Source organism: Caballeronia sp. LZ008 (genome assembly GCF_031451435.1).
Classification (GTDB): Bacteria; Pseudomonadota; Gammaproteobacteria; order Burkholderiales; family Burkholderiaceae; genus Caballeronia; species Caballeronia zhejiangensis.
Map to the genome: position 1 here is coordinate 15,487 of NZ_JARUXK010000006.1, position 18,713 is coordinate 34,199.

15 protein-coding genes are annotated in these 18,713 nt (G+C 57.3%); 8 read left to right on the forward strand and 7 right to left on the reverse strand.

Annotated features, from left to right (window positions below; all coding sequences use genetic code 11):
* Positions 1–75: 75 nt before the first annotated feature.
* Positions 76–1,260, reverse strand: a complete 1,185-nt coding sequence (locus QCE49_RS32515; protein ID WP_250459304.1) for an MFS transporter — start codon at positions 1,258–1,260, stop codon at positions 76–78.
* A gap of 763 nt (positions 1,261–2,023) precedes the next feature.
* On the opposite strand from QCE49_RS32515, the gene QCE49_RS32520 reads away from it, so the two are divergent.
* A complete protein-coding gene (locus QCE49_RS32520) occupies positions 2,024–2,488 on the forward strand; it encodes a cyclophilin-like fold protein (protein WP_250459429.1) in 465 nt (154 codons plus the stop codon).
* A gap of 534 nt (positions 2,489–3,022) precedes the next feature.
* On the opposite strand, the gene QCE49_RS32525 is transcribed toward QCE49_RS32520, so the two are convergent.
* Positions 3,023–3,916 (reverse strand): LysR family transcriptional regulator, encoded by an 894-nt coding sequence (locus tag QCE49_RS32525; RefSeq protein WP_250459306.1) that lies wholly within the window; start codon positions 3,914–3,916, stop codon positions 3,023–3,025.
* A gap of 319 nt (positions 3,917–4,235) precedes the next feature.
* On the opposite strand from QCE49_RS32525, the gene QCE49_RS32530 reads away from it, so the two are divergent.
* Positions 4,236–4,511: a DUF4148 domain-containing protein gene (locus QCE49_RS32530; RefSeq protein ID WP_250459308.1), complete on the forward strand. Its 276-nt coding sequence runs from the start codon at positions 4,236–4,238 to the stop codon at positions 4,509–4,511.
* Between the two features lie 912 nt (positions 4,512–5,423).
* Here QCE49_RS32530 and QCE49_RS32535 read toward each other — a convergent pair.
* The 3 genes from QCE49_RS32535 to QCE49_RS32545 all read right to left on the reverse strand — a co-directional run bounded on the left by QCE49_RS32535 (position 5,424) and on the right by QCE49_RS32545 (position 7,809).
* The gene (locus QCE49_RS32535; protein ID WP_250459310.1) at positions 5,424–6,200 is read right to left on the reverse strand and encodes an SDR family oxidoreductase; all 777 of its coding nucleotides are present in this window, start codon (positions 6,198–6,200) and stop codon (positions 5,424–5,426) included.
* 219 nt (positions 6,201–6,419) lie between these two features.
* Positions 6,420–7,250, reverse strand: a complete 831-nt coding sequence (locus QCE49_RS32540; RefSeq protein WP_250459312.1) for an SMP-30/gluconolactonase/LRE family protein — start codon at positions 7,248–7,250, stop codon at positions 6,420–6,422.
* Positions 7,251–7,518: 268 nt separating this feature from the next.
* On the reverse strand, positions 7,519–7,809 hold the full coding sequence (locus tag QCE49_RS32545) for a putative quinol monooxygenase (protein ID WP_250459314.1): 291 nt from the start codon (positions 7,807–7,809) through the stop codon (positions 7,519–7,521).
* Positions 7,810–8,309: 500 nt separating this feature from the next.
* Here QCE49_RS32545 and QCE49_RS32550 point away from each other — a divergent pair, with 500 nt between their 5' ends.
* The 6 genes from QCE49_RS32550 to QCE49_RS32575 all read left to right on the forward strand — a co-directional run bounded on the left by QCE49_RS32550 (position 8,310) and on the right by QCE49_RS32575 (position 16,578).
* Positions 8,310–9,788, forward strand: a complete 1,479-nt coding sequence (locus QCE49_RS32550) for an NAD-dependent succinate-semialdehyde dehydrogenase (protein WP_250459316.1) — start codon at positions 8,310–8,312, stop codon at positions 9,786–9,788.
* A gap of 91 nt (positions 9,789–9,879) precedes the next feature.
* The gene (locus QCE49_RS32555; protein WP_284508436.1) at positions 9,880–10,836 is read left to right on the forward strand and encodes a sugar ABC transporter substrate-binding protein; all 957 of its coding nucleotides are present in this window, start codon (positions 9,880–9,882) and stop codon (positions 10,834–10,836) included.
* Between the two features lie 133 nt (positions 10,837–10,969).
* Entirely contained in the window at positions 10,970–11,938 is a 969-nt protein-coding gene (locus tag QCE49_RS32560; protein ID WP_250459320.1) for a sugar ABC transporter substrate-binding protein, read from the forward strand.
* Between the two features lie 39 nt (positions 11,939–11,977).
* The gene (locus tag QCE49_RS32565; protein WP_250459322.1) at positions 11,978–13,516 is read left to right on the forward strand and encodes a sugar ABC transporter ATP-binding protein; all 1,539 of its coding nucleotides are present in this window, start codon (positions 11,978–11,980) and stop codon (positions 13,514–13,516) included.
* Between the two features lie 97 nt (positions 13,517–13,613).
* A complete protein-coding gene (locus QCE49_RS32570) occupies positions 13,614–14,768 on the forward strand; it encodes an ABC transporter permease (protein ID WP_250459324.1) in 1,155 nt (384 codons plus the stop codon).
* A gap of 484 nt (positions 14,769–15,252) precedes the next feature.
* Positions 15,253–16,578, forward strand: coding sequence for an MFS transporter (locus QCE49_RS32575; protein WP_250459326.1), 1,326 nt, complete (start codon positions 15,253–15,255; stop codon positions 16,576–16,578).
* A 128-nt stretch (positions 16,579–16,706) separates the two neighbouring features.
* Here QCE49_RS32575 and QCE49_RS32580 read toward each other — a convergent pair whose 3' ends face one another.
* Entirely contained in the window at positions 16,707–17,582 is an 876-nt protein-coding gene (locus QCE49_RS32580) for an amidohydrolase (protein WP_250459328.1), read from the reverse strand.
* Between the two features lie 163 nt (positions 17,583–17,745).
* The gene (locus QCE49_RS32585; protein WP_250459330.1) at positions 17,746–18,663 is read right to left on the reverse strand and encodes a LysR family transcriptional regulator; all 918 of its coding nucleotides are present in this window, start codon (positions 18,661–18,663) and stop codon (positions 17,746–17,748) included.
* Between the last annotated feature and the right edge of the window lie 50 nt (positions 18,664–18,713).

An 18,713-nucleotide genomic window follows, 5' to 3' on the forward strand; every position in this document is an offset into this window, starting at 1 on the left:
TCAGTCCTTGTGTCGTTGAAGGATTCGGCGGGGCGCTGTCAGGTCGCTCGTTGGCTACTGCGACCCATGTGGCGCTCATTGGCGGTGTGCTAGGCGATTCCCGCTTCCAATCACGATCGCGGCTAGCACAAGCAGGGCTGCGCCCCCGGTGAAAGTTGCCGCGATAGAGTAGTCGTCGAGCAAGGTGCCGCCAAGTTCTGCGCCAACCATGATCGCTAGCTGAATCGACGCAACCATCAGTCCGCCGCCGCTTTCAGGCTTGTCCTTAACGCCTTTTGACAGCCAAGTCGACCATGCCACTGGAATTGCGGCGTTAATTGCGCCCCAGACCATTACAAGGGCGGCAACTGCCATGAAATGATGTCCGACAGGCAGCATGGCGACAGTGACGGCTGCCAATGCAAGCGGCAGCCCCATTAGAAGGCGGGAGAGACGTCTATTCACGAACGCGCTGGCACCGTAGGTACCGACGAAACCAGCCAGGCCCATGCCGAGCAAGAGCAAAGACAGTTGTGAGACACTGACGTGGGTGTACGTCTCGAAAAACGGCCGGAAGTAGGTGAAAATCGCAAACGCACCTCCGAACGTCAGCATCACGGCCAACATCGCGAAGGCTACGTGGGGTCGCCGTAGCAGTGACAAGACGTTTCCGCTGTGTTGCGGTCCCTGCGTCTTCATCGAGGGCAGCGTGATGAGCAAGAGGACGACGTTGACGGCGACGATCGGCACCAACGCCCAAAAGACGCCTCTCCATCCGATTATGCTTCCGAGGTAGCTACCGACGGGTGCAGCGAAGGAGGTCGCGACAGCGTTCCCAGTGTATAGAACGCCAAGTGCCTTAGGCAGCGATTCTTCCGGGACCAGTCGCATTATTGTCGCAGTCGCGAGCGCCCAGAATCCACCCACGGAAATTCCAAGTAGCGCGCGGGCCGCCATCAGCGTCGAAAAGTTGTGAGCCGTCGCGATGACGATGAGTGAAATCAGCAGCAACGTGGCAAGTCCGGTGAGCACGTGGCGACGGTCAAGACGACGGGTAACCGCGGGGATCACAAGGCTTGTGACGACGGCGAACAACCCAGATATGGAAATCGCCTGGCCAGCCATGCCGACCGAGGCTCGCATGTCGGATGCGATAGGCGTGAGAAGGCTCACTGGCATGAATTCCGAAGCAATCAACATGGCTGCGCACATCGCCATCGAGGCGACTGCGCTCCATAGTTGGCGGCTCGAAACGGCGGACTGACCTGTCAGGGTGGACATCAACGTTCCTTTAAACTTGCCTCGCGAGCCTCTTCCGGCAAGCACCTAAACCGCATCTACAATAGGCGAGCGCGACGGCCAATATATGGCAGTCGATTGCACGAACCGACGAGCGATCAACCGGCGCCAGCGCCCGGACGAGGTTTGAACTGCCGAGAGACTCACCTGTCGCACTTTTGGAGTGGCTTCAACGACAGGCAGGCGGTGTGAACAACTAAAGCCAGCAGTTGAACTGGACTATCAATAGGTAGTTTAGATGTGCAGCGACATGGGATAAACCCACGCCAGTTGATTGAACCCATGAACTGAAGTTATCAATTAGTACAAACACTGGCCCGCATACGCGCTTTGGGAAAGCCGTCGCCTTGGACGCGAGGCGTGACGACCGCGAATTTCTGCGTCGCCCAATGCGCAGGCCGGCGCAGCCCATCTAGCTCTGAAGTCATTTATGAATCGTGCTAATAGCTTCAATCAGCCGGGAACACTTAATCCGTGCACCTCGGCGTGGTTGAAATGCTGCTGTTAGCGGTAGCAGCGACCGCTATCTTGCGACTTGCGTGAGGGGCGGGGCTCACCGATGCAACAGAGAGAAGGCGGCAACCAACTCAACGTAGGCATAAAGCCGATTGGCAGGCTTGTGGGCACTCCCGGCGGGTACTTATTCGAGGTGTTTTTATTGAGCCGCGCGTCATCGCGTCCCCGACGCCGCGCAGGAGGCGCAATGTTCAGCCCCCGACTTTCGAAAAGCCTTTTACTACTCGCTATGCTTTCACTAATCCTGGCTCGAGTTACACGATCGGCGCAGGGAGAAAGCGTCGCGCCCGATAGCGGGTCTGCATGCGCCGAGTCCAATCGCGTTAATTCTCCCAACGCAACGAAAATCGTCATCACGGTGTCGGGGAGGAAACTGCATGCAACACTCGCGAACAACCCGACTGCGCATGAATTCGCGACTCAGTTGCCAGTTCGCATCACGATGAGCGACCTATTTGGGCGAGAGAAGGCCGGCCCGCTACCCCGAGCGATCTCAGTAGGCGGTCCTCATAGCAAAAGCTACGCGATAGGCGACATTGGCTACTGGTCACCAGGTCACGACTTAGCGATTTACTATCGGCAGGACGGAGATAGCATTCCATCCCCCGGCATCATCAATGTGGGATGCCTCGATTCAGGGATTGAGGCGTTCTCTGTTTCCGGCACTCTCGAGGTCAGCATAGAGCGCGACTGAAACAACGTCTGTCCAGGCGATCGCCATCTATTCCACTACCGTAGCGTCTGAATTGACTGCAGATCTCAGCGGTGCCGTGCAGGGCGCGATGACCGATGCGCGCTGTGGACCGTCGTTTAACAGGCTGAAGAAGGACCGGCATCGCCTCCTGTCGGGCGAGCCCACGCTGCCGACATCTTCGCTGCAGGCTGGCAACCTCGAGTAGGTTCGCCGATGTCTCAACTTTGAACGATGCTGAAGAAGTTGGACATCCCCGCCGTCTGCCTGCAAAGCTGCGCGCGAGGAAAATGATGGGGGCACCCGCATGATGCCCTGCCTATAGATCATCGTGATCATCCAAACTCGGTGTTGCAAATTTTCTGACCGCTTGCCTGGCTGAAGACCGCCTAAGTACAGCGGTGCGGATGAGCGTTGTACGACGTGGTTAATCGTTCGCGTGTTGATGCTGAGATCGCCGCTAGCTAGCGGCTTGGAGTCAAGCCTGTTCGCGCCGGACGCAGAATGGGGAGCATCAGTGGCGGCTGGCACGGCGACCTACGCTCGATGTCTTAGCGCGTCGATCACGAGGGAAAACGCCCGTGATGTCTGACGGCGGCTCGGATAGTAGGCGTGATACCCAGGCCAGACGGGACACCAGTCCTTGAGGACGCTCAGGAGTTCGCCTTTCTGAATGTGCTCGATCACTGAGTCTTCTGTAATGAATGCGAGTCCGAACCCATCAAGAGCCGCGCGAATCATTTGCGGCTGCGTATTGAAAGTCAACTGACCGTTGACCCGCGCCTGCGTTGCCCTTTTTCCCTTCTGCAATTCCCAGGCGTACAGCGCTTTGGTGGTAGTCAGGCGCAGCGTGATGCAATCGTGGTTCAGCAGATCCTCAGGCGTTTTAGGGTGACTTCTTTTCTCAAAGTAGGAGGGGGAGCCAACGATTGCCATAGGAATGTCAGGACTTATCCTCACCGCGATCATATCCTTGGCCACCTGGTCGCCGAAGCGCACGCCGATGTCGTATCGCTCTTCCACAATGTTCGAAAGACCATAATCAACGGTGACTTCGACCCTGATATCGGGATAAGAGGGCAGAAACTGTCGCAGCTTCGGCCATATCACGGTGTCAACTGGATGGTCGGTAGCAGTGATCCGGACCACCCCCGCCGGTTTGTCTCGGAAGTCCGATAACGCTGCCAAGCTAGCATCGATCTCTTCGATTCGTGGCGCTACCGCCTGAAACAGCTCCTCGCCTGCCTCGGTGGTCGAAACGCTTCTTGTGGTCCGTGTAAGGAGCCGCAGCCCCAAGCGGGCTTCGAGATCGCGGATGGTATGGCTCAGGGCGGACTGCGATACACCGAGCTTAGCGGCCGCGCGGGTAAAGCTCTTCTCGCGTGCGACGGCGAGAAACACAAGGATGTCGTTTAGGTTTTCTCGTGGCATCTTGCGTTATGCACTCATACTGAAGGAATTCATGGCAGTGGTCGAAAGGTTTCGCCGATTGGTTACAGTCGGCCGCCGTCTTCAAATCCGAATCATGAACGGAACTAATAAGCCCAAGTGACCGTAGCTACTTAATCAGATCCGGGAAAACCCCTAATCTACATAACACGGAGATCGCATGCAAACCGTGCGCGGCGACTTCACAACATACGCGCGGTCAGGAGGTTTCGCACTTGGTGGGGCATCGATGCTGTTGCGCCGGTGAGATCCTTTGCAAGCCGGCGTACAGACCACTACAGACCTTTCTGGAGCTACGATCATGAGAAGCCTACTTCAAACACTCGCTGTCGCCCTCGGTATTTCGATGCCGTTGATTGCCTCGGCGCAATCGACCACGCAGAGCTTGACGCGCGAGCAGGTCCGACACGAGGCCGCTCAATATACTGCTGCCGGGTGGAATCCAGCACGTATGAATCCGCGCACCTGGGTCGACGACGCCCAAGCCGCCTCCGCTAAGGTCATGACTGCTAGGGCAGAAGTCTCTGGCAACCAACTGGCGAGCAATAAGGGCAGCGAAGCCGAACACTGCAACTAGCCTGCCATCGGTGGCCCAAGCCTCCCTCCTTCACCTCACGGAAGGGAGGCGGGCATCGACCCCCAAGGGAGGCGGTTGACTACTGCACAAACCATTCTGGAGTCGTCGCCTCGAGCGATCAGCTCCGGGGAACGGGCTCTGCGGACGCTGATTGATGCACGTGACATAAAAGGTTGCTACATCATTGAGCAGTCATAGCGAGGGACCCAGCCTCGGGCAGCTCACAGTTGGATAGGCGTAGGGCAACCGGGACGTCCATCGGCGGTCTCTGCGAAAACCGCTACAGCCGCCAAGGTACGCCCAATCGTCTCGAACGCTTTCGGCACAGCGGGCGTTTCCGCTCGCATATGATCGGTCAAGACGCGTCGGGGCAGCAGGGCTCCTTCGTCCGTCATGCCGAAAGGTCAGGCTGGCCTTTCTACCGTAGTCATGTCAATCACGAAGCGATGACGTACGTCTGCTCGCGCCTCTTCCGTCCTACGCTTCATTGATCTGGTTCAAACGGATCGTCTCGCAGTCGGCAAGGGTGTCTTTGCATCCCCGGAACTCGTGGAACTCCTATGTTCCTGAGATGCCACCGAGCGGCTAAGCGCGATGCGACGACGCCCAACTCTCAAAGGTACCGCACCACCGAGCTAGCGCTCGTAGCGCGAATCAAGGCGCGCCGAAGCGACGATTTTATGAAAAAACAGCGGGCGCATTAAGCAGCATTGCCCGAATACGCTTATGAATTTGGCTCACGAATTCGTTCGCTGAGCTGGTTTCTTTGCACCGAGCGCTTAGCGTCGATGCGACGAAGGTGAGCGAGTCGGTGTCGTTGGCTGGACCGTACTAATGCGCCGCACGCCGTGCGAGGTCGGCGAGCATAAAATTGCCCCGACTTCGCTTTTGGCGTGCGTGTCCGACGGTCCTTCAGAGTCCGGCCGTCTGCCCGCCGTCGACCACAACCGCGTGACCAATCGCGAAGCCCGCGACGTCTGAGCAAAGCCAAAGGACTGTGTTTGCGATCTCCTCTGGACGGCCCAGGCGACCTATCGGCTCTTGGGCAATCATCCGTTGCCTGTTTTCCTCCGTGCCTTGGGTAAAGCGCCCAATCATTGGCGTGTCGATGATGCCGGGGCAGACAGCATTGATGCGAACGCCCTCTTTCGCATACTCGAGGGCTGCAGACTTAGTTAGGCCAATGACGCCATGCTTAGCAGCACAGTAGACTCCCTGTCCACGAATCCCGACAACACCCGCGCCTGATGATGTGTTCACGATCGAGCCCCCACCGTTCTTGAGCATGAGAGGGATCTGATACTTCATGCAATAGAAGACACCGCCAAGATTGACGCGCAGATTGCGCTCGAACACCTCGTCACTGACGTCAGCCGTGAAGGCGAGCGGCTGTTCAACTCCCGCATTATTAAAAGCGAAGTCCAGTCGACCGAACTTGTCAATGGTTGCCGTCAGTGCGGCCTGGACGTCTGCCGGTTTGGAAACGTCGCATTTTACGGGGAGCGCACGTCTGCCTTGCTCCTCGATCATACGTGCCGTCGCCTTCGCACCGTCCTCCGACAGGTCTACCACTACAACGTCGGCACCTTCCTGGGCGAAGGCGAGAGCGGTGGCCTGCCCGATACCATTCGCTGCACCGGTAACGAAGGCCACTTTACCTTCAAAGTTCCATTTGCGATGAGTCGTCATTGATTCCTATCTCCTTAAAAAATGCTTGCTCAAGTCGAGCAAGTCTTGGTCTTCGGCAGGATCTGACGCCAATAAGGCTGTTGTTCAGCCGGCCGAGAGGGATGCACAGAGAAAACGGGATATTGGTTGGTGAGATAGAGGACGCACCCCTTGGCTCGCAACGCCTTGGACCGGGTGTACTGCCTACATTGCGTGCATCCTTGATGGGCCCCAGACGACCTAGTCGGCCAATTCGACTCGGTAGATCGCGCTGCGCGGCTCTCGGGCTCGCAGTTGCTCATCCGTTCCCAGGTAGACGCAGCAGTACAGCGTGGTTGCCTCAGAGCCACCCAGAGCACAGGAGACTGCATTCCCATGAAACCTGACGCGGTCTGTTATCTCGCCGCCCTCAACTACACGAATGAATTCGCCTGTGTTGTAACAGCCGGCCCATATTGCTCCGCGACTGTCCACGCAGATGCCGTCAGGCTGTCTTCCGTTTAAGTCGGCGAACAGGCGCCTGTTGGACAGATCGCCGTTCGCCCCTCGATCATAGGCGGTCAGTTTCCCGCACCATGTTTCGGCGACGACCAGTGTGCGCCCATCGTCTTTGATGACGGCTCCATTGGGAAATTCAAGCTCGGTAGCGGCCACGCGAATTGATCCGTCTGGCTCCACGGCATGCATTTCGGTGAGTTCTATCGGTGCGCCACCGAACAGGTCATAACCGAAATTCCCAATATAAACGCGGCCCGCGTCGTCAACGACCAGGTCATTGAGGTCGCCTGCCGCGACGTCGGTCAAGTCCGCATAGACGGAGAGAGTGCCGTCGGACACCCTCATCAATTTCTTTTGTGCGCAAGACACAACGAGGGGCGTTGCATCCGGAAGGAACCCGATCCCGGCCGGGCGGCCCGGCACATGACAGACCTCAGTCCGCTCACCGTCTTCGGTAACGGTATAAAGCTTCATGCCGAAGACGTCGGATACCCAAAGGCGACTGTCATGCCACCGTGGCGCTTCGAGGAAAATAAAGCCGTCAGCCACGAGCGTCGCGTGATGCTCTTTCATGAGTATTCTCTTCTTGAATATGCGCGGTGAAACGTCTCCTTCGAGATTAGATTATTGCTTTGACCGACGTTAGGTCTAGTTCGTTTTTGTTGCCTTACGGTAAGCTTCGCTGACTGCCTGGCATAGGCTGGGACGGGCGCCCGAGGAAGCCGCGCTGGAGTAGGCATTTATAAATCGTGGATGGGCTTTTGGAGTCGGACCGTTTCCAAAGCAAGGGTCGCGGCGCAAGGTTCAAAGAAACGGCGAATTCTGCTCGCCCTACGAGCTGCTATTTGCCCTTCTTCAGAACATGAATCTTGTTGCTCTCGACCCAGCCTTCAGTCTTCTGCAGGTAGGCGATGACGTGCGATGAGTTGCAGTGTGCGTTGAAGGTTTCCTCATCCTCCCAACGCTCGATGAAAACGAAGCAACGTGGTTCCTTCACATCCCGGTACATCTCGTACTGGAGCATTCCCCGTTCGTTGTGAGTCGGTGCCAACAATGACTCAAGGGCGTCGGCCAGCTTCTCCTCGCATCCAGGCGTTGCAACGGATATCGCAATCGCGGAAATCTCGGACATGCTTCTCTCCTGTCAACATAGAAAAGGAAAGCCGAGCATATACGCGACCTTTTGATATGGAAAGTGCGCCTGCCACCCGGTCGCTCATCGATTCGCCCAAATCGCAGGCTCGGGCGAGATCCCGGCTAAGGATTTCCCTTACCCCTGAGAGCATGGATTTCGCGTCCGAAACCGTTCCGGTGCCTCGGAACGCGCTGGAACGGGCGTCTCCAAGAAATGCGATTTCGCTGACCGAGACGGTTTAGCAATGCTTACCCTCAACGGCAGAAAAAGCAACTGGACCTAACCAAGGGACGCGAAATAACCTTCATCGCACACGGGCACTTCTTGCGTACTTCTCGTGAATAGGCAGCCCATCAACTCCTCGCAGGCGATGACGGGTGATTCGTTAAACGGACAGCTAAAAGAGTTTCAGCTTACCAAAAAACAGGTCATGCGACGACTTTGAAATGTCAGCCTTGTTGCATGGTTAGGTCGAGTAAGAGAGAGGAGTTTCATTGATGTCAACTTCGAGTCTTCAGGACGACGTGCGCGCGGTTAAAGCGGAATACCCGCGCGTGGGACTCTACATCGACGGTGATTGGATCTACGACCGGGAGACGGCCGTCGAGGTGAGAAATCCGGCGACTGAAGAAGTATTGGGAAAAGTCCCGAAAGCGTCCGGCGATGACTTGGCGCGTGCGCTGGCGGCAGCAGCGCGTGGCTTCCTTGCGTGGCGTGACACGCCACCCCAGCAACGCGTCAAGGTAATCCAAAAAGCGACGGCTCTCATGCGCGAGCGCCTTGAGCAGATTGCCACGACGATTACGCTCGAGAACGGCAAGCTTTATTCCGATGCATATGCGGAAGCGGACCGCTCCATGAATTTTTTTGAATGGAATGCGGCGCAGTCGCTGCGGGACTATGGCTTGATCGTACCTGGCGAGTCGCAGATGCAGAAGTTCATCTTGCGCCAGCCGATTGGGCCGGTAGCAGCCTTCACGCCGTGGAACGTTCCGATCAGTTCGGCGGCGCGCAAGGTGAGCGCGGCGCTCGCTGCCGGCTGCTCAGTCATTCTGAAAGCTGCTGAAGAAACGCCTGCTACGGCTTGTCTTGTCGTAAAAGCTTTTGAAGACGCCGGCCTGCCGCCGGGAGTGCTCAACCTGGTGTTTGGCAATCCGGCAGAGATCTCAACGACGCTGATTGCCTCGCCTGTCATTCGCCTTGTGACGTTTACAGGCTCGGTGCAGGTCGGCAAGCACCTTACTCAATTGGCGGCGGCGGCCATGAAACCCGTGCTTATGGAGCTCGGCGGTCATGCACCGGTACTTGTCTGCGAAGGTGTGGACGGCGCAGCTGTAGGACGGCTTGCCGCGCGCGGAAAGACGAATGCGAGCGGTCAGATCTGTGCGTCCCCTTCTCGGTTCATCGTTCATACAAGCGTGTACGACGACTTCGTTTCGGCCTTTGCAGGCGCAGTCGGCGAAGTTCGCGTTGGCGACGGATTTAATAAGAACGCGCAGATGGGACCTGTTGCGAGCGCGCGCCGGCTCTCGGCGATGCAATCGCTCGTCGCGGACGCCAAACAGCGCGGAGCTCGCGTGGCGACGGGAGGAGAGCGAATCGGAAGCCGAGGCTACTTCTTTCAACCGACCGTCCTCGCCGACGTACCGGTTGACGCAGACGCCATGACACTCGAGCCATTCGGGCCTGTCGCAGCCTGTGTACGCGTGAACGACCTTGCCGATGCGATCGCCCTAGCGAACAGTCTGTCCGTAGGCCTCGCTGCCTACGCCTTCACCAACTCGCTTCAGGATGCCGAGCGCATTGGTCGTGAACTCGAATGTGGCGTTCTTTCAATCAACCACTTCGGCACCCCTGATGCAGACACTCCATTTGGAGGCGTTAAAGATAGTGGCATCGGAAGAGAGGGCGGCCCGTCGACTCTAGACGCCTATATGGTTACAAAAACCGTTCTGCAGAAGACAGTACGCATCTGAAGCGGTCTTACCAGAAGACCCGTTCTTCAAACGGGCGTAAAAAGGTGTTGTGCTAATTAAAAAGATATAGGAGACAACTGTGAGAACGTTCATGAGGCGTCTTGCATGCATAGGCGCAGCGAGCGTGTTTCTCGCTGCCGCCGGAGGGTCGGAAGCTAGAGAGGTTACTGTCGGTTACGTCGCAGCGGGTCTACAGTATCCCTTCAACGTTGCGGTTGCAAAAGGCTTCGCGGACGCGGCGAAGGCTGCGGGTGCAAAAGCAATTGTCCTCGACCCAAAGACTAGCGTCGAAAAGCAGGGAAATGCGATCGATGACCTTGTCGCACAAAAGGTGGATGGGATTGCGTTTCTTCCTTTGGATGGCGTCGTCGCCCAAGGTTGGGCAGATCGCGTAGCTGCGCACAACATACCTCTTGTCTCCGTTGCTACCGAGCTTGGTGATCCGCAGAAGCGTCCGATCAATGACGTCTATCCAAAGCTCACCGCCCTGGTCTCGAGCGACGAGGTTCACACCGGCTACAACGCTGGAGAGATTGCGGCCAAACTGCTTCCAAAGGGCCGTGTTGCCAGCATTGCCATCATAGAAGGCGCGCCCGGCTACCCGCAGGTCTGGCAGCGCACCAAAGGCTTCAAGCAAGCGCTGGACAAGGCAGGCGTCAAGTATCAGGTAGTGGCGTCTCAGCCAACCGACTGGACAGCAGAGAAGGGCGAAGCCGTCTGCCAGAACATCCTCACAGCTCATCCAGACGTTGACCTGTTCTACAACCAGGCTGATGACATGGTAATTGGTTGCGCCCGTGCGGTGCGTGCGGCCGGTTCAAAAGCCAAGCTGGTTGGCTGGGGAGGTTCCCGGCTTGGCATCAACGCGATCAAAACTGGGGAAGTCGACGGCACAGTCTGCATAGCGCCGGAGAAGATGGGGCAGGAAGCGTTCAAAGCACTTTACGCGGCTATACAGAATCCGGAAGCACCGAAGGGTAAGTTCGTAGAAATCGCAACCCCCGGCATAACCAAGGAGAATGTTTCTTCTTGCATCCCTCAGTGGTGACAGACCATTGACATCGCTGCTGCCTCCTTCCCGGACGCGAGGCGGTGAGACCAACAAATAGGTAACCGTCCGACTCGTTCAATCATCCTTGGACAGAACGGCGGCCGACATAAAATTAAGTGTGGAGACGGAAATGAAAATGCATCTCAAGAGGCTCAGCGCGCTTGGTTTGGCAGGCGCAATGGCGTTCCTGTGTGATGTTTCTGTAGCAAAGGACATCACGTTGGGCTACGTCGCAGCAGGCATGCAGTACCCATTCAATGTCGCAGCCGCTAAAGGGTTTGAGGCGGCGGCAAAAGCGGCCGGTGTGAAAACGATTGTCCTTGATGCAAAGACGAGTGTTGAGAGACAAGGAAACGCGGTCGACGATCTCATCGCTCAGAAAGTCGACGGTATTGCGGTGTTGCCGATTGACGCCGTTGTTGCGCAATCCTGGGTTGACCGAGCGGCCTCACACAACATTCCGTTCGTGGCAGTCGCGACGCAAATTGGTGATCCCCAGAAGCGTCCTATCAAAGACGTCTATCCGAAGCTGACGGCGCTCGTTGCGAGCGACGAAGTACACGCGGGATACAACGCCGCCCAGATTGCCGCAACTCTGCTTCCTAAGGATCGGACGGCGAACATTGCAATCGTCGAGGGGGCGCCCGGCTATCCCACGGTTTGGCAGACGACAAAAGGCTTCAAAGAAGGACTCGATAAGGCGGGTATTAAGTATCGCATCGTCGCGTCGCAGCCGACCGATTGGACGCCGGAACAAGGTGAGTCGGTTTGTCAGAACATGCTGACCGCACACCCTGACATCGACCTGTTTTTCAATCAGGCGGACGACATGGTCATCGGTTGCGCTCGGGCCGTCCGCTCGGCCGGCTCGCACGCGAAGCTTATCGGTCGCGGCGGCTCGCGCTTGGGCATTAACGCCATCAAGGTTGGCGACGTAGATGGGACCGTCTGCATCCAACCTGGAAAGATGGGGGAGCTTGCATTCAAGGCACTGTATGCGGCAGTAAAGAGCCCAAACACGCAGAAAGCGCAGTTCGTCGATGTGAACACTCCTGAGGTCACCAAAGCCAGCTTGGCGCAGTGCGTGCCCGAATGGTAAGCCAGTGCCAGGTCAACTGAAGTCGTAGGAGACAGCCAAATGGCAAACGAAACACCCCTTTTGCAACTCCAGGGCGTGACGAAGACGTTCCCAAATGGACTCACCGCGCTACGCGGTGTCGACTTGGAGGTCTCGCGCGGCACAGTTCACGGGCTGCTGGGCGCGAACGGCGCCGGAAAATCGACACTGATTAAGATACTTTCCGGTTCGCTGCCCGCGACTGGCGGACGAATCATTTGGAAAGGGTCTGCCGTCGAGTATTCGAGCCCAAAAGCAGCCAACGACATGGGCATCGCGACTATCCATCAGCACATCCCCTTGGTGCCGACGCTGTCGGTTCTTGAGAACGTCTTCCTGGGGGATGAGGGTCGGTGGCGGCGCAATGTCAGGAGCCGGCAGCAGTACATGGATCTCTGTCATCGCGTCGGATACTGGCTCGATCCGGACGGACTTGTGAGCGAGTTGTCGATTGGTCAGCGTCAGATGGTTGCGATCCTCCAGGCGCTTGGAACGGGCGCAGACCTCATTGTGATGGATGAACCGACCGCCTCGCTCGCAGCAAGCGAGCGGGAGGTTGTCTATCGCATCGTGCGCCACCTTTCCAGCGTCGAGAACAAGGCAATCGTCTTTGTCTCACACTTTCTGGACGAAGTCGTAGCGCTCACAGACCGGGTAACGATTCTCCGAGACGGTCAGGCAGTGGTAGATGCGGAAACTCGTGACCTCGATGAGTCTCGGATAGCCGAAGCCATCGTTGGCCGACAGATCGTCGCGCTCGAACGCGCAACGATCAAGCCAGTTGACGCGGGAGCACCCGTGTTGCTTGAGCTTCGAAACTTGGCGTCGCCCGATAAGCTGGAACCGATTTCGCTGCAAGTACGAGCGGGCGAAGTCGTGGGCGTCGCCGGGCTACTCGGCTCGGGCCGAAGCGAGCTCCTTCATGCGATCTTTGGCGCGGACACGGACGCGACTGGTGAGGTTCTCCTGGAGGGGCGGCCGCTTGCCAGATCGACTGCCGCCGCCGTCAGAGCAGGTTTGGGTCTCGTTCCAGAAGACCGTATGGCGCAAGGCCTTGTTCCAGGCTTCGAGATCTGGCGCAACACGACGCTTCCAGCGCTGGACGGCGTATCACGAGGCAGGTGGCTACCAGACCGGACGCAAGAGCAAGAGCGCGGAGCCGAGGCAATTCGTCGGTTGTCGATTAAGGCGAGTTCGCCAGACATCCTGGTGACCGAACTGAGCGGTGGGAATGCGCAGAAGGTGACGATCGCGAAATGGTTGTTCAGCGATGTAAAGGTGTTCCTATTGGATGAACCGACGGCGGGGATCGATATCGGGGCTAAGACGGACATCTTGTTGCTGGTGCGCGAGCTTGCCGCTGCAGGAAAGGCGGTCGTCATCGTCTCGTCTGAATTCGAGGAGATTCTGGCGGTAAGCAGTCGTGTCCTCGTGATGCGTGATGGCCGGTGCATCGCCGAACGCGCCGGACAGGACACCTCGGAGCACGAATTGGTGCTGTTGGCCGGCGGTAAGAGTGCGAACCCGGCTAGTCCGCAACAAGCGGGCGTGCAATCTTGACAGAGTGACGATTATGAATCTGACGACTTCCACACATTCCGGCTCTTCCCATGGTGGCAACGGGTCTTCAAGTAGTCCAATCGACGGCGCTTCGGGGATGTCGCAACACCAATCGACTGACTGGCGCCGACTGCTCAGTCTTCGCGAAATGGGTGTGTACTACGCTCTTATTTTGCTGGTGCTGATCATTTCGGGCGTCACGGCTTACACGGGCCGACCTAGCTATCTCAGCGTTGCCAATATTTCGAATGTTCTTTACCAGTCGTCCCTGGTCGCCATCATAGCGGTAGCGATGACGGTGATTCTGATCACGGGGAATTTCGACCTCTCGGTTGCATCGGTTGCAGCTCTTTCGGCGGCGGTGTTGGTGGGCCTCGCCGATTCGATTGGCTTCTGGCCGGCAGCGCTCGTCGCGATGCTCGTCTCGGTCCTTGCCGGCTTGCTAAATGGAGCGATTGTTCAGTATCTCGGAATTAATGCGTTTATTGTTACGTTGGGGACTTTGACCGCGATTCGTGGGATGGTTCAGATCTACACCGATGGTCGGTCATTGTCCGTGGAAACCCCGGAGGCCCTCCAGGCGATGCGTACGTTCGAATCGGGCAGACTGCCGGTCGGCATCGCGCTTCTTATCATCGGCGCCATCCTTTTGCTGGCGGGTTGCTGGTACGTGCTGCGAGCTCGTCGTGCGGCCCGCAACATATCCGCGACCTCCCTAGGCATGATTGCCGGGGGAATCTGCTGTATCGCTCTTGTGTGGGCGGGCGGCTTGTCGCTGGCAATGCCTAAGCCAGTTGTCTACATGGCCGTGTTCACCTTGGTGGTTTGGTTCGTTCTGACGATGACGAACGTCGGCCGGCGTGTCTATGCTGTGGGGGGCAATCCGGAGGCTGCTCGGCTGTCCGGTATCAACGTCAAGCGATACAAAATGGCCGGTTTTCTTCTGTGCAGTGCCGCGGCGGGCTTTGGAGGTGTTTTATTCGGTAGCCGACTTGGCGCCGTTAATCCGACGGCGATGCAAGGCGCAGAACTTACGGTTATCGCCTCTGCAATTCTCGGCGGAACCTCGCTGTTCGGTGGCGCAGGTTCCGTTATCAAGACGCTTGCCGGCGCGCTGCTTCTCTTCACCCTGACGAACGGGTTCAACATCCTTAACCTCGGCGCGAACTATCAGGGTGTCATCGAGGGGACCGTAGTCGTCACGGCTGCCGCTATATACACCGTGGGCGGTTCGCGGCGCCGTAGGCGATAGGTGGCGGGAACTTGAGTGCCAACCGCCGCGCAGTCGAGATAGTGCAGGTCATCACATGATCCTGACTGCGCGGATCAAAGCATCATCCGCGTGTGCAGGGTGCTCGAACCAGTCGCGGATCATCGACTGCTTCAGGAACCGTTCATGACCAGCAGCGATTTTACATACCTAGAAACCTTGAGTGCGGCTGACAGGGACCTATTGTCGGATGGCCTAAGCGCGCTCTTGCGAGAACGGTCACTAGCCTACGAGTTGGCCGTAAAAGTCGCGCTTTCTCGAGGCCACGCTCAGCCTGAGGTCAGAGATTTCGGCCTCCCGGATATTTTACGACTCAGCCGCCTGATTAACGTCGCCATCGTGTGATAGACGCCATCGTATGACGGGTCGCGGACCTAACAGCATTGAAGCGGGGCCAGTGGGACTTGAGAATGATTCGGGCGACGCTTTCGGGTACGCCTCATGAACTTATATGTGGAGGAGAAACGTGGCAAAGCAAAGTTCAATCCGGACGCTTTCGGCCGGCTCAATCGGGAACTTCGGAGAGATCTACGACTTCGCTGTTTTCGGTTTTTCCGTTCCGATTCTTTCCGCCCATTTCTTCCCTGGCAGTGACCGTACCGCTGCGCTGCTCAGCACATTCGCGGTCTACGCGGTTGCGTTCTTTGCCCGGCCTCTCGGCGGGCTGATGTTCGGAATGATGGCGGATAAGGTCGGACGCGTAAAGGTCATGGCGATGACCGTCTGGTTGATGGCACTCGGTACCGCCGTCATCGGAATCTTGCCGACGTATGCCACCGTCGGCATAGCTGCCCCGGTTCTCCTAGTAGTGTGTCGCATAGCGCAAGGTCTAGCGCTCGGTGGCGAAACAACGGGCACGACTAGCTTCATCCTGGAGTCGGCTCCGAACGATCGTCGAGGCGGGTGGATCGGACTGACCCTGATCTTTTCACATTTGCCTAATGCACTTGTGGCGGGCCTTCTTATCGGTCTCCAGCTTGCTGCCGGAGCAACCGCATATGCCGATTGGGTCTGGCGCGTCCCGTTCCTCGCCGGCGGATTGATTGGGATTGTCGGTTTCTGGCTTCGGCGCAACCTGGATGAACCTGATGAGTTCAAGCAAGCGGCCCGTCGGACGGGTTCGAAGAATCCACTGCTGACCGCCATTCGCGGAGGCGGGCTGAAAGGAATGTTGCACGTCGCGATGATTCAGCCCATCCAGACTGTTGGATCCTACCTGCTGCTGGGATTCATGTACACGTTCCTCGTGCGGGTCGCGAAACTCGACTCTACGTCCGCTCTGCTCACCAATGGCGCAGCGATTGTTGTTCTGTCATTCATGATTCCGCTTGGAGGAATGCTGAGCGACCGATTCGGGCGTAAAAGAATCCTGTCGGTCGGAGCGGTATGGCTTGCTTTTGCTGCGTATCCCGGTGTGTATCTCGCCGCGAGCGGAACGATCACCGGTGCGTTGCTTGGCCAGCTTTTGCTGGTGGTCGGGGTTGGCCTTTATGGAGGTGCTTGCTTTGTCGCTGCGCCAGAGTTCTTCCCTACGTCATTCCGGGCGACGGGCCATGCGATCTCCTATCAGGTCACTGTCGCGATCTTTGGAGGGACAACACCGTTCATCGGGACACTTTTGGTTCAGGCATTTGGGTCGCCGCTTGCTCCCGCATATTACGTGGCGTTAGTCGCGGTTGTATGTCTCATCTTGACGCAGTTTGTGCCTGAGACGAAAGGTGTGAGTTTGCGTACCTCTGCGAGTCCAACTACCGGGGACAACGCACCCGGCGTCGTCCAGGAACTGAGATAAAACCGACCAGTCTCCGTTTCGGCATGGCCAAAGGGGGCACAACGGAGACTGTTGATATATGGAAGTCGAGGTCGACCTCATCCCTATGCGTTCGATCCGCGGCGCTATGCCCTGCGCCGCGAATTGAATCAAACGTTGAGGCGGTAAGTCTTGATGGTGTTGTCGCGGAAGACCTTACGTCGGTCCGCCTCCGGCAGGTGTTGAGTAGCGCGGTCAACTACATCGACCCATTCTCGATAGCTTCCAGCCAGTTCTAGAACGGGCCAGTCCCCGCCGAAGAGCACCCGATCCACCGTGAAGCAATCTATGGCGTGTTCGATTACGGGTATCACCTGATCTTCGCGCCAGGCCGCATGGTCTGCCTGAGTCAGAAGGCCTGAGATCTTGCAGACAATGTTCGGCAGCGCCGCCATTTGCACTATGTGCTCGCGCCACGCAGAAAGTTTATTTTCCTTCACATCCGGCTTCCCCATATGGTCTAAGACGAAGGACACTTCCGGGCATCTTTCCACCATCTGGATGGTGTCTGCGAACTGGTGTGGATCGATGCAGATGTCAAACGAAAGGTCATACTTCGACAGTAGTTTCAGCGCCTCCAGGAAGTCATGTTGCAAGATGACGGCCGAGTCTGACATGTTCTGTATGAGCCGCCTTATTCCACGGACTGGTCGAAACGTCGCAAGCCTCGCTATCTCTGGCTCAATCGACAAGCCTTGCTCGAGTGGCAAACAAGCAACGCAGGCCATTATCCGGCGGTCGATTGCAGAATTCGAGACGGCCCAATCTGCCTCGTCGCGATGCTGAGGCACGTCGACATCAGCCTCAATGAACACGAATCCCTCTACATTGTAGGGCTTAGAGTGACTGGCGAGATCGTCTGCTGTCCAATTGCGATTAAGCTTCGTCGCCCCGGTCGCCCATGGAGAGCCGCTAGACCATGAGTAGTCGAAACGCTGTCTGTCCAACAGGTGAATATGCGAGTCGATGATCGGGAAATCAATCATTGATGAGATGCTCCAGAGTCTGGCTATGTGCTTTCGTGCGAGCGACCCACACGCGCTTGCTTAGAAGCCTAACCGATGCATTGCGGGCATTGGTGAATAATTCTAAGCGTTCGTGAAGATTCCTCTATGAAAGATGCAATTCCATTGCCAGGGCGGTGCGTCCTCATTGCCCGAGGTCATCTTTGCCCGCGAGCCAGGCTATCAGGTGCTCTCGGAACCCTTCTGCTGCCGGGGAGGGCGGGCGGGTTGAAGAGTGGTAAAGGCAAACTTGACGTATTACCTCGGGCTGCACAATTGGGCGCATTACGAGTCCGAACCGCCGCCCGAGCAGGCCAACATATGCGGGGGCGATCACTAGGCCAAGCCCCTCTGCGGCCATGCCAAGTGCTGTGCTGATGTTATCGACGATGTCGACCGGTGTAAGCTGCTCGTTCTCGTGATACTCACCTAGTGTCAGGGAAATTGTGCGTTCGTAGTCCCGTCCAGCGACTACCAGTGGATAGTGCCTCAGTTCAGCCCATGAGACGTCGCTTCGCTGCGAGAGCGGGTGGTTCGGGGCAAACCATAAAACCCACGGGCTCTTGAACAGATCGAGGCGTTCAGTACCTTCGTTCACTGCCTGGTCAGGTCCGACTGCCAGATCCACCACCGCGTTGTCGACCATATCAACGAGGGTTTCGACCGATGCGTCTCGTATCCGAACGAGAACCTTCGGTTGCCGGTTCGCATAAGCCTTAACTGCGGCGGGCAGAACTGTACTAGCCATAATGAGAGGTGCAGCTATGCGCACGACGCCGGCGGCGCGATTGCGAATATCGTCCGCAGCTGCCTGAGCAAGTTCCATGTGGCTCAACACGCTCTTTGCGGAGCCGTGGAATTCTCGGCCTGCAGGAGACAACGAGACACTGCGGGTGGTTCGGTCAAAAAGGCGAAACCCGATCGAGGACTCCAATTCGCTCACGAGCTGGCTGACGGCAGACGCGGACAACGAAAGCCGTTCGCCAGCTTTGGCGAAGCTCCTGACGTCGGCGACGGCGACAAAAGCGTAGAGCTGTCTCGGTGTGAACCTGGGGAAAGGCATGTGAGAGGCGATGCTTGGGCATTCCTAAGAGTTTCTTAAGAGTAGCTCAG

What these genes read in the sequence shown, in the direction of transcription:
- QCE49_RS32515 (WP_250459304.1), bottom strand. Translation starts at nt 1,260, where the DNA reads ATGTCCACCCTGACAGGTCAGTCCGCCGTTTCGAGCCGCCAACTATGG.
- QCE49_RS32520 (WP_250459429.1), top strand. Translation starts at nt 2,024, where the DNA reads ATGCTTTCACTAATCCTGGCTCGAGTTACACGATCGGCGCAGGGAGAA.
- QCE49_RS32525 (WP_250459306.1), bottom strand. Translation starts at nt 3,916, where the DNA reads ATGCCACGAGAAAACCTAAACGACATCCTTGTGTTTCTCGCCGTCGCA.
- QCE49_RS32530 (WP_250459308.1), top strand. Translation starts at nt 4,236, where the DNA reads ATGAGAAGCCTACTTCAAACACTCGCTGTCGCCCTCGGTATTTCGATG.
- QCE49_RS32535 (WP_250459310.1), bottom strand. Translation starts at nt 6,200, where the DNA reads ATGACGACTCATCGCAAATGGAACTTTGAAGGTAAAGTGGCCTTCGTT.
- QCE49_RS32540 (WP_250459312.1), bottom strand. Translation starts at nt 7,250, where the DNA reads ATGAAAGAGCATCACGCGACGCTCGTGGCTGACGGCTTTATTTTCCTC.
- QCE49_RS32545 (WP_250459314.1), bottom strand. Translation starts at nt 7,809, where the DNA reads ATGTCCGAGATTTCCGCGATTGCGATATCCGTTGCAACGCCTGGATGC.
- QCE49_RS32550 (WP_250459316.1), top strand. Translation starts at nt 8,310, where the DNA reads ATGTCAACTTCGAGTCTTCAGGACGACGTGCGCGCGGTTAAAGCGGAA.
- QCE49_RS32555 (WP_284508436.1), top strand. Translation starts at nt 9,880, where the DNA reads ATGAGGCGTCTTGCATGCATAGGCGCAGCGAGCGTGTTTCTCGCTGCC.
- QCE49_RS32560 (WP_250459320.1), top strand. Translation starts at nt 10,970, where the DNA reads ATGAAAATGCATCTCAAGAGGCTCAGCGCGCTTGGTTTGGCAGGCGCA.
- QCE49_RS32565 (WP_250459322.1), top strand. Translation starts at nt 11,978, where the DNA reads ATGGCAAACGAAACACCCCTTTTGCAACTCCAGGGCGTGACGAAGACG.
- QCE49_RS32570 (WP_250459324.1), top strand. Translation starts at nt 13,614, where the DNA reads ATGTCGCAACACCAATCGACTGACTGGCGCCGACTGCTCAGTCTTCGC.
- QCE49_RS32580 (WP_250459328.1), bottom strand. Translation starts at nt 17,582, where the DNA reads ATGATTGATTTCCCGATCATCGACTCGCATATTCACCTGTTGGACAGA.
- QCE49_RS32585 (WP_250459330.1), bottom strand. Translation starts at nt 18,663, where the DNA reads ATGCCTTTCCCCAGGTTCACACCGAGACAGCTCTACGCTTTTGTCGCC.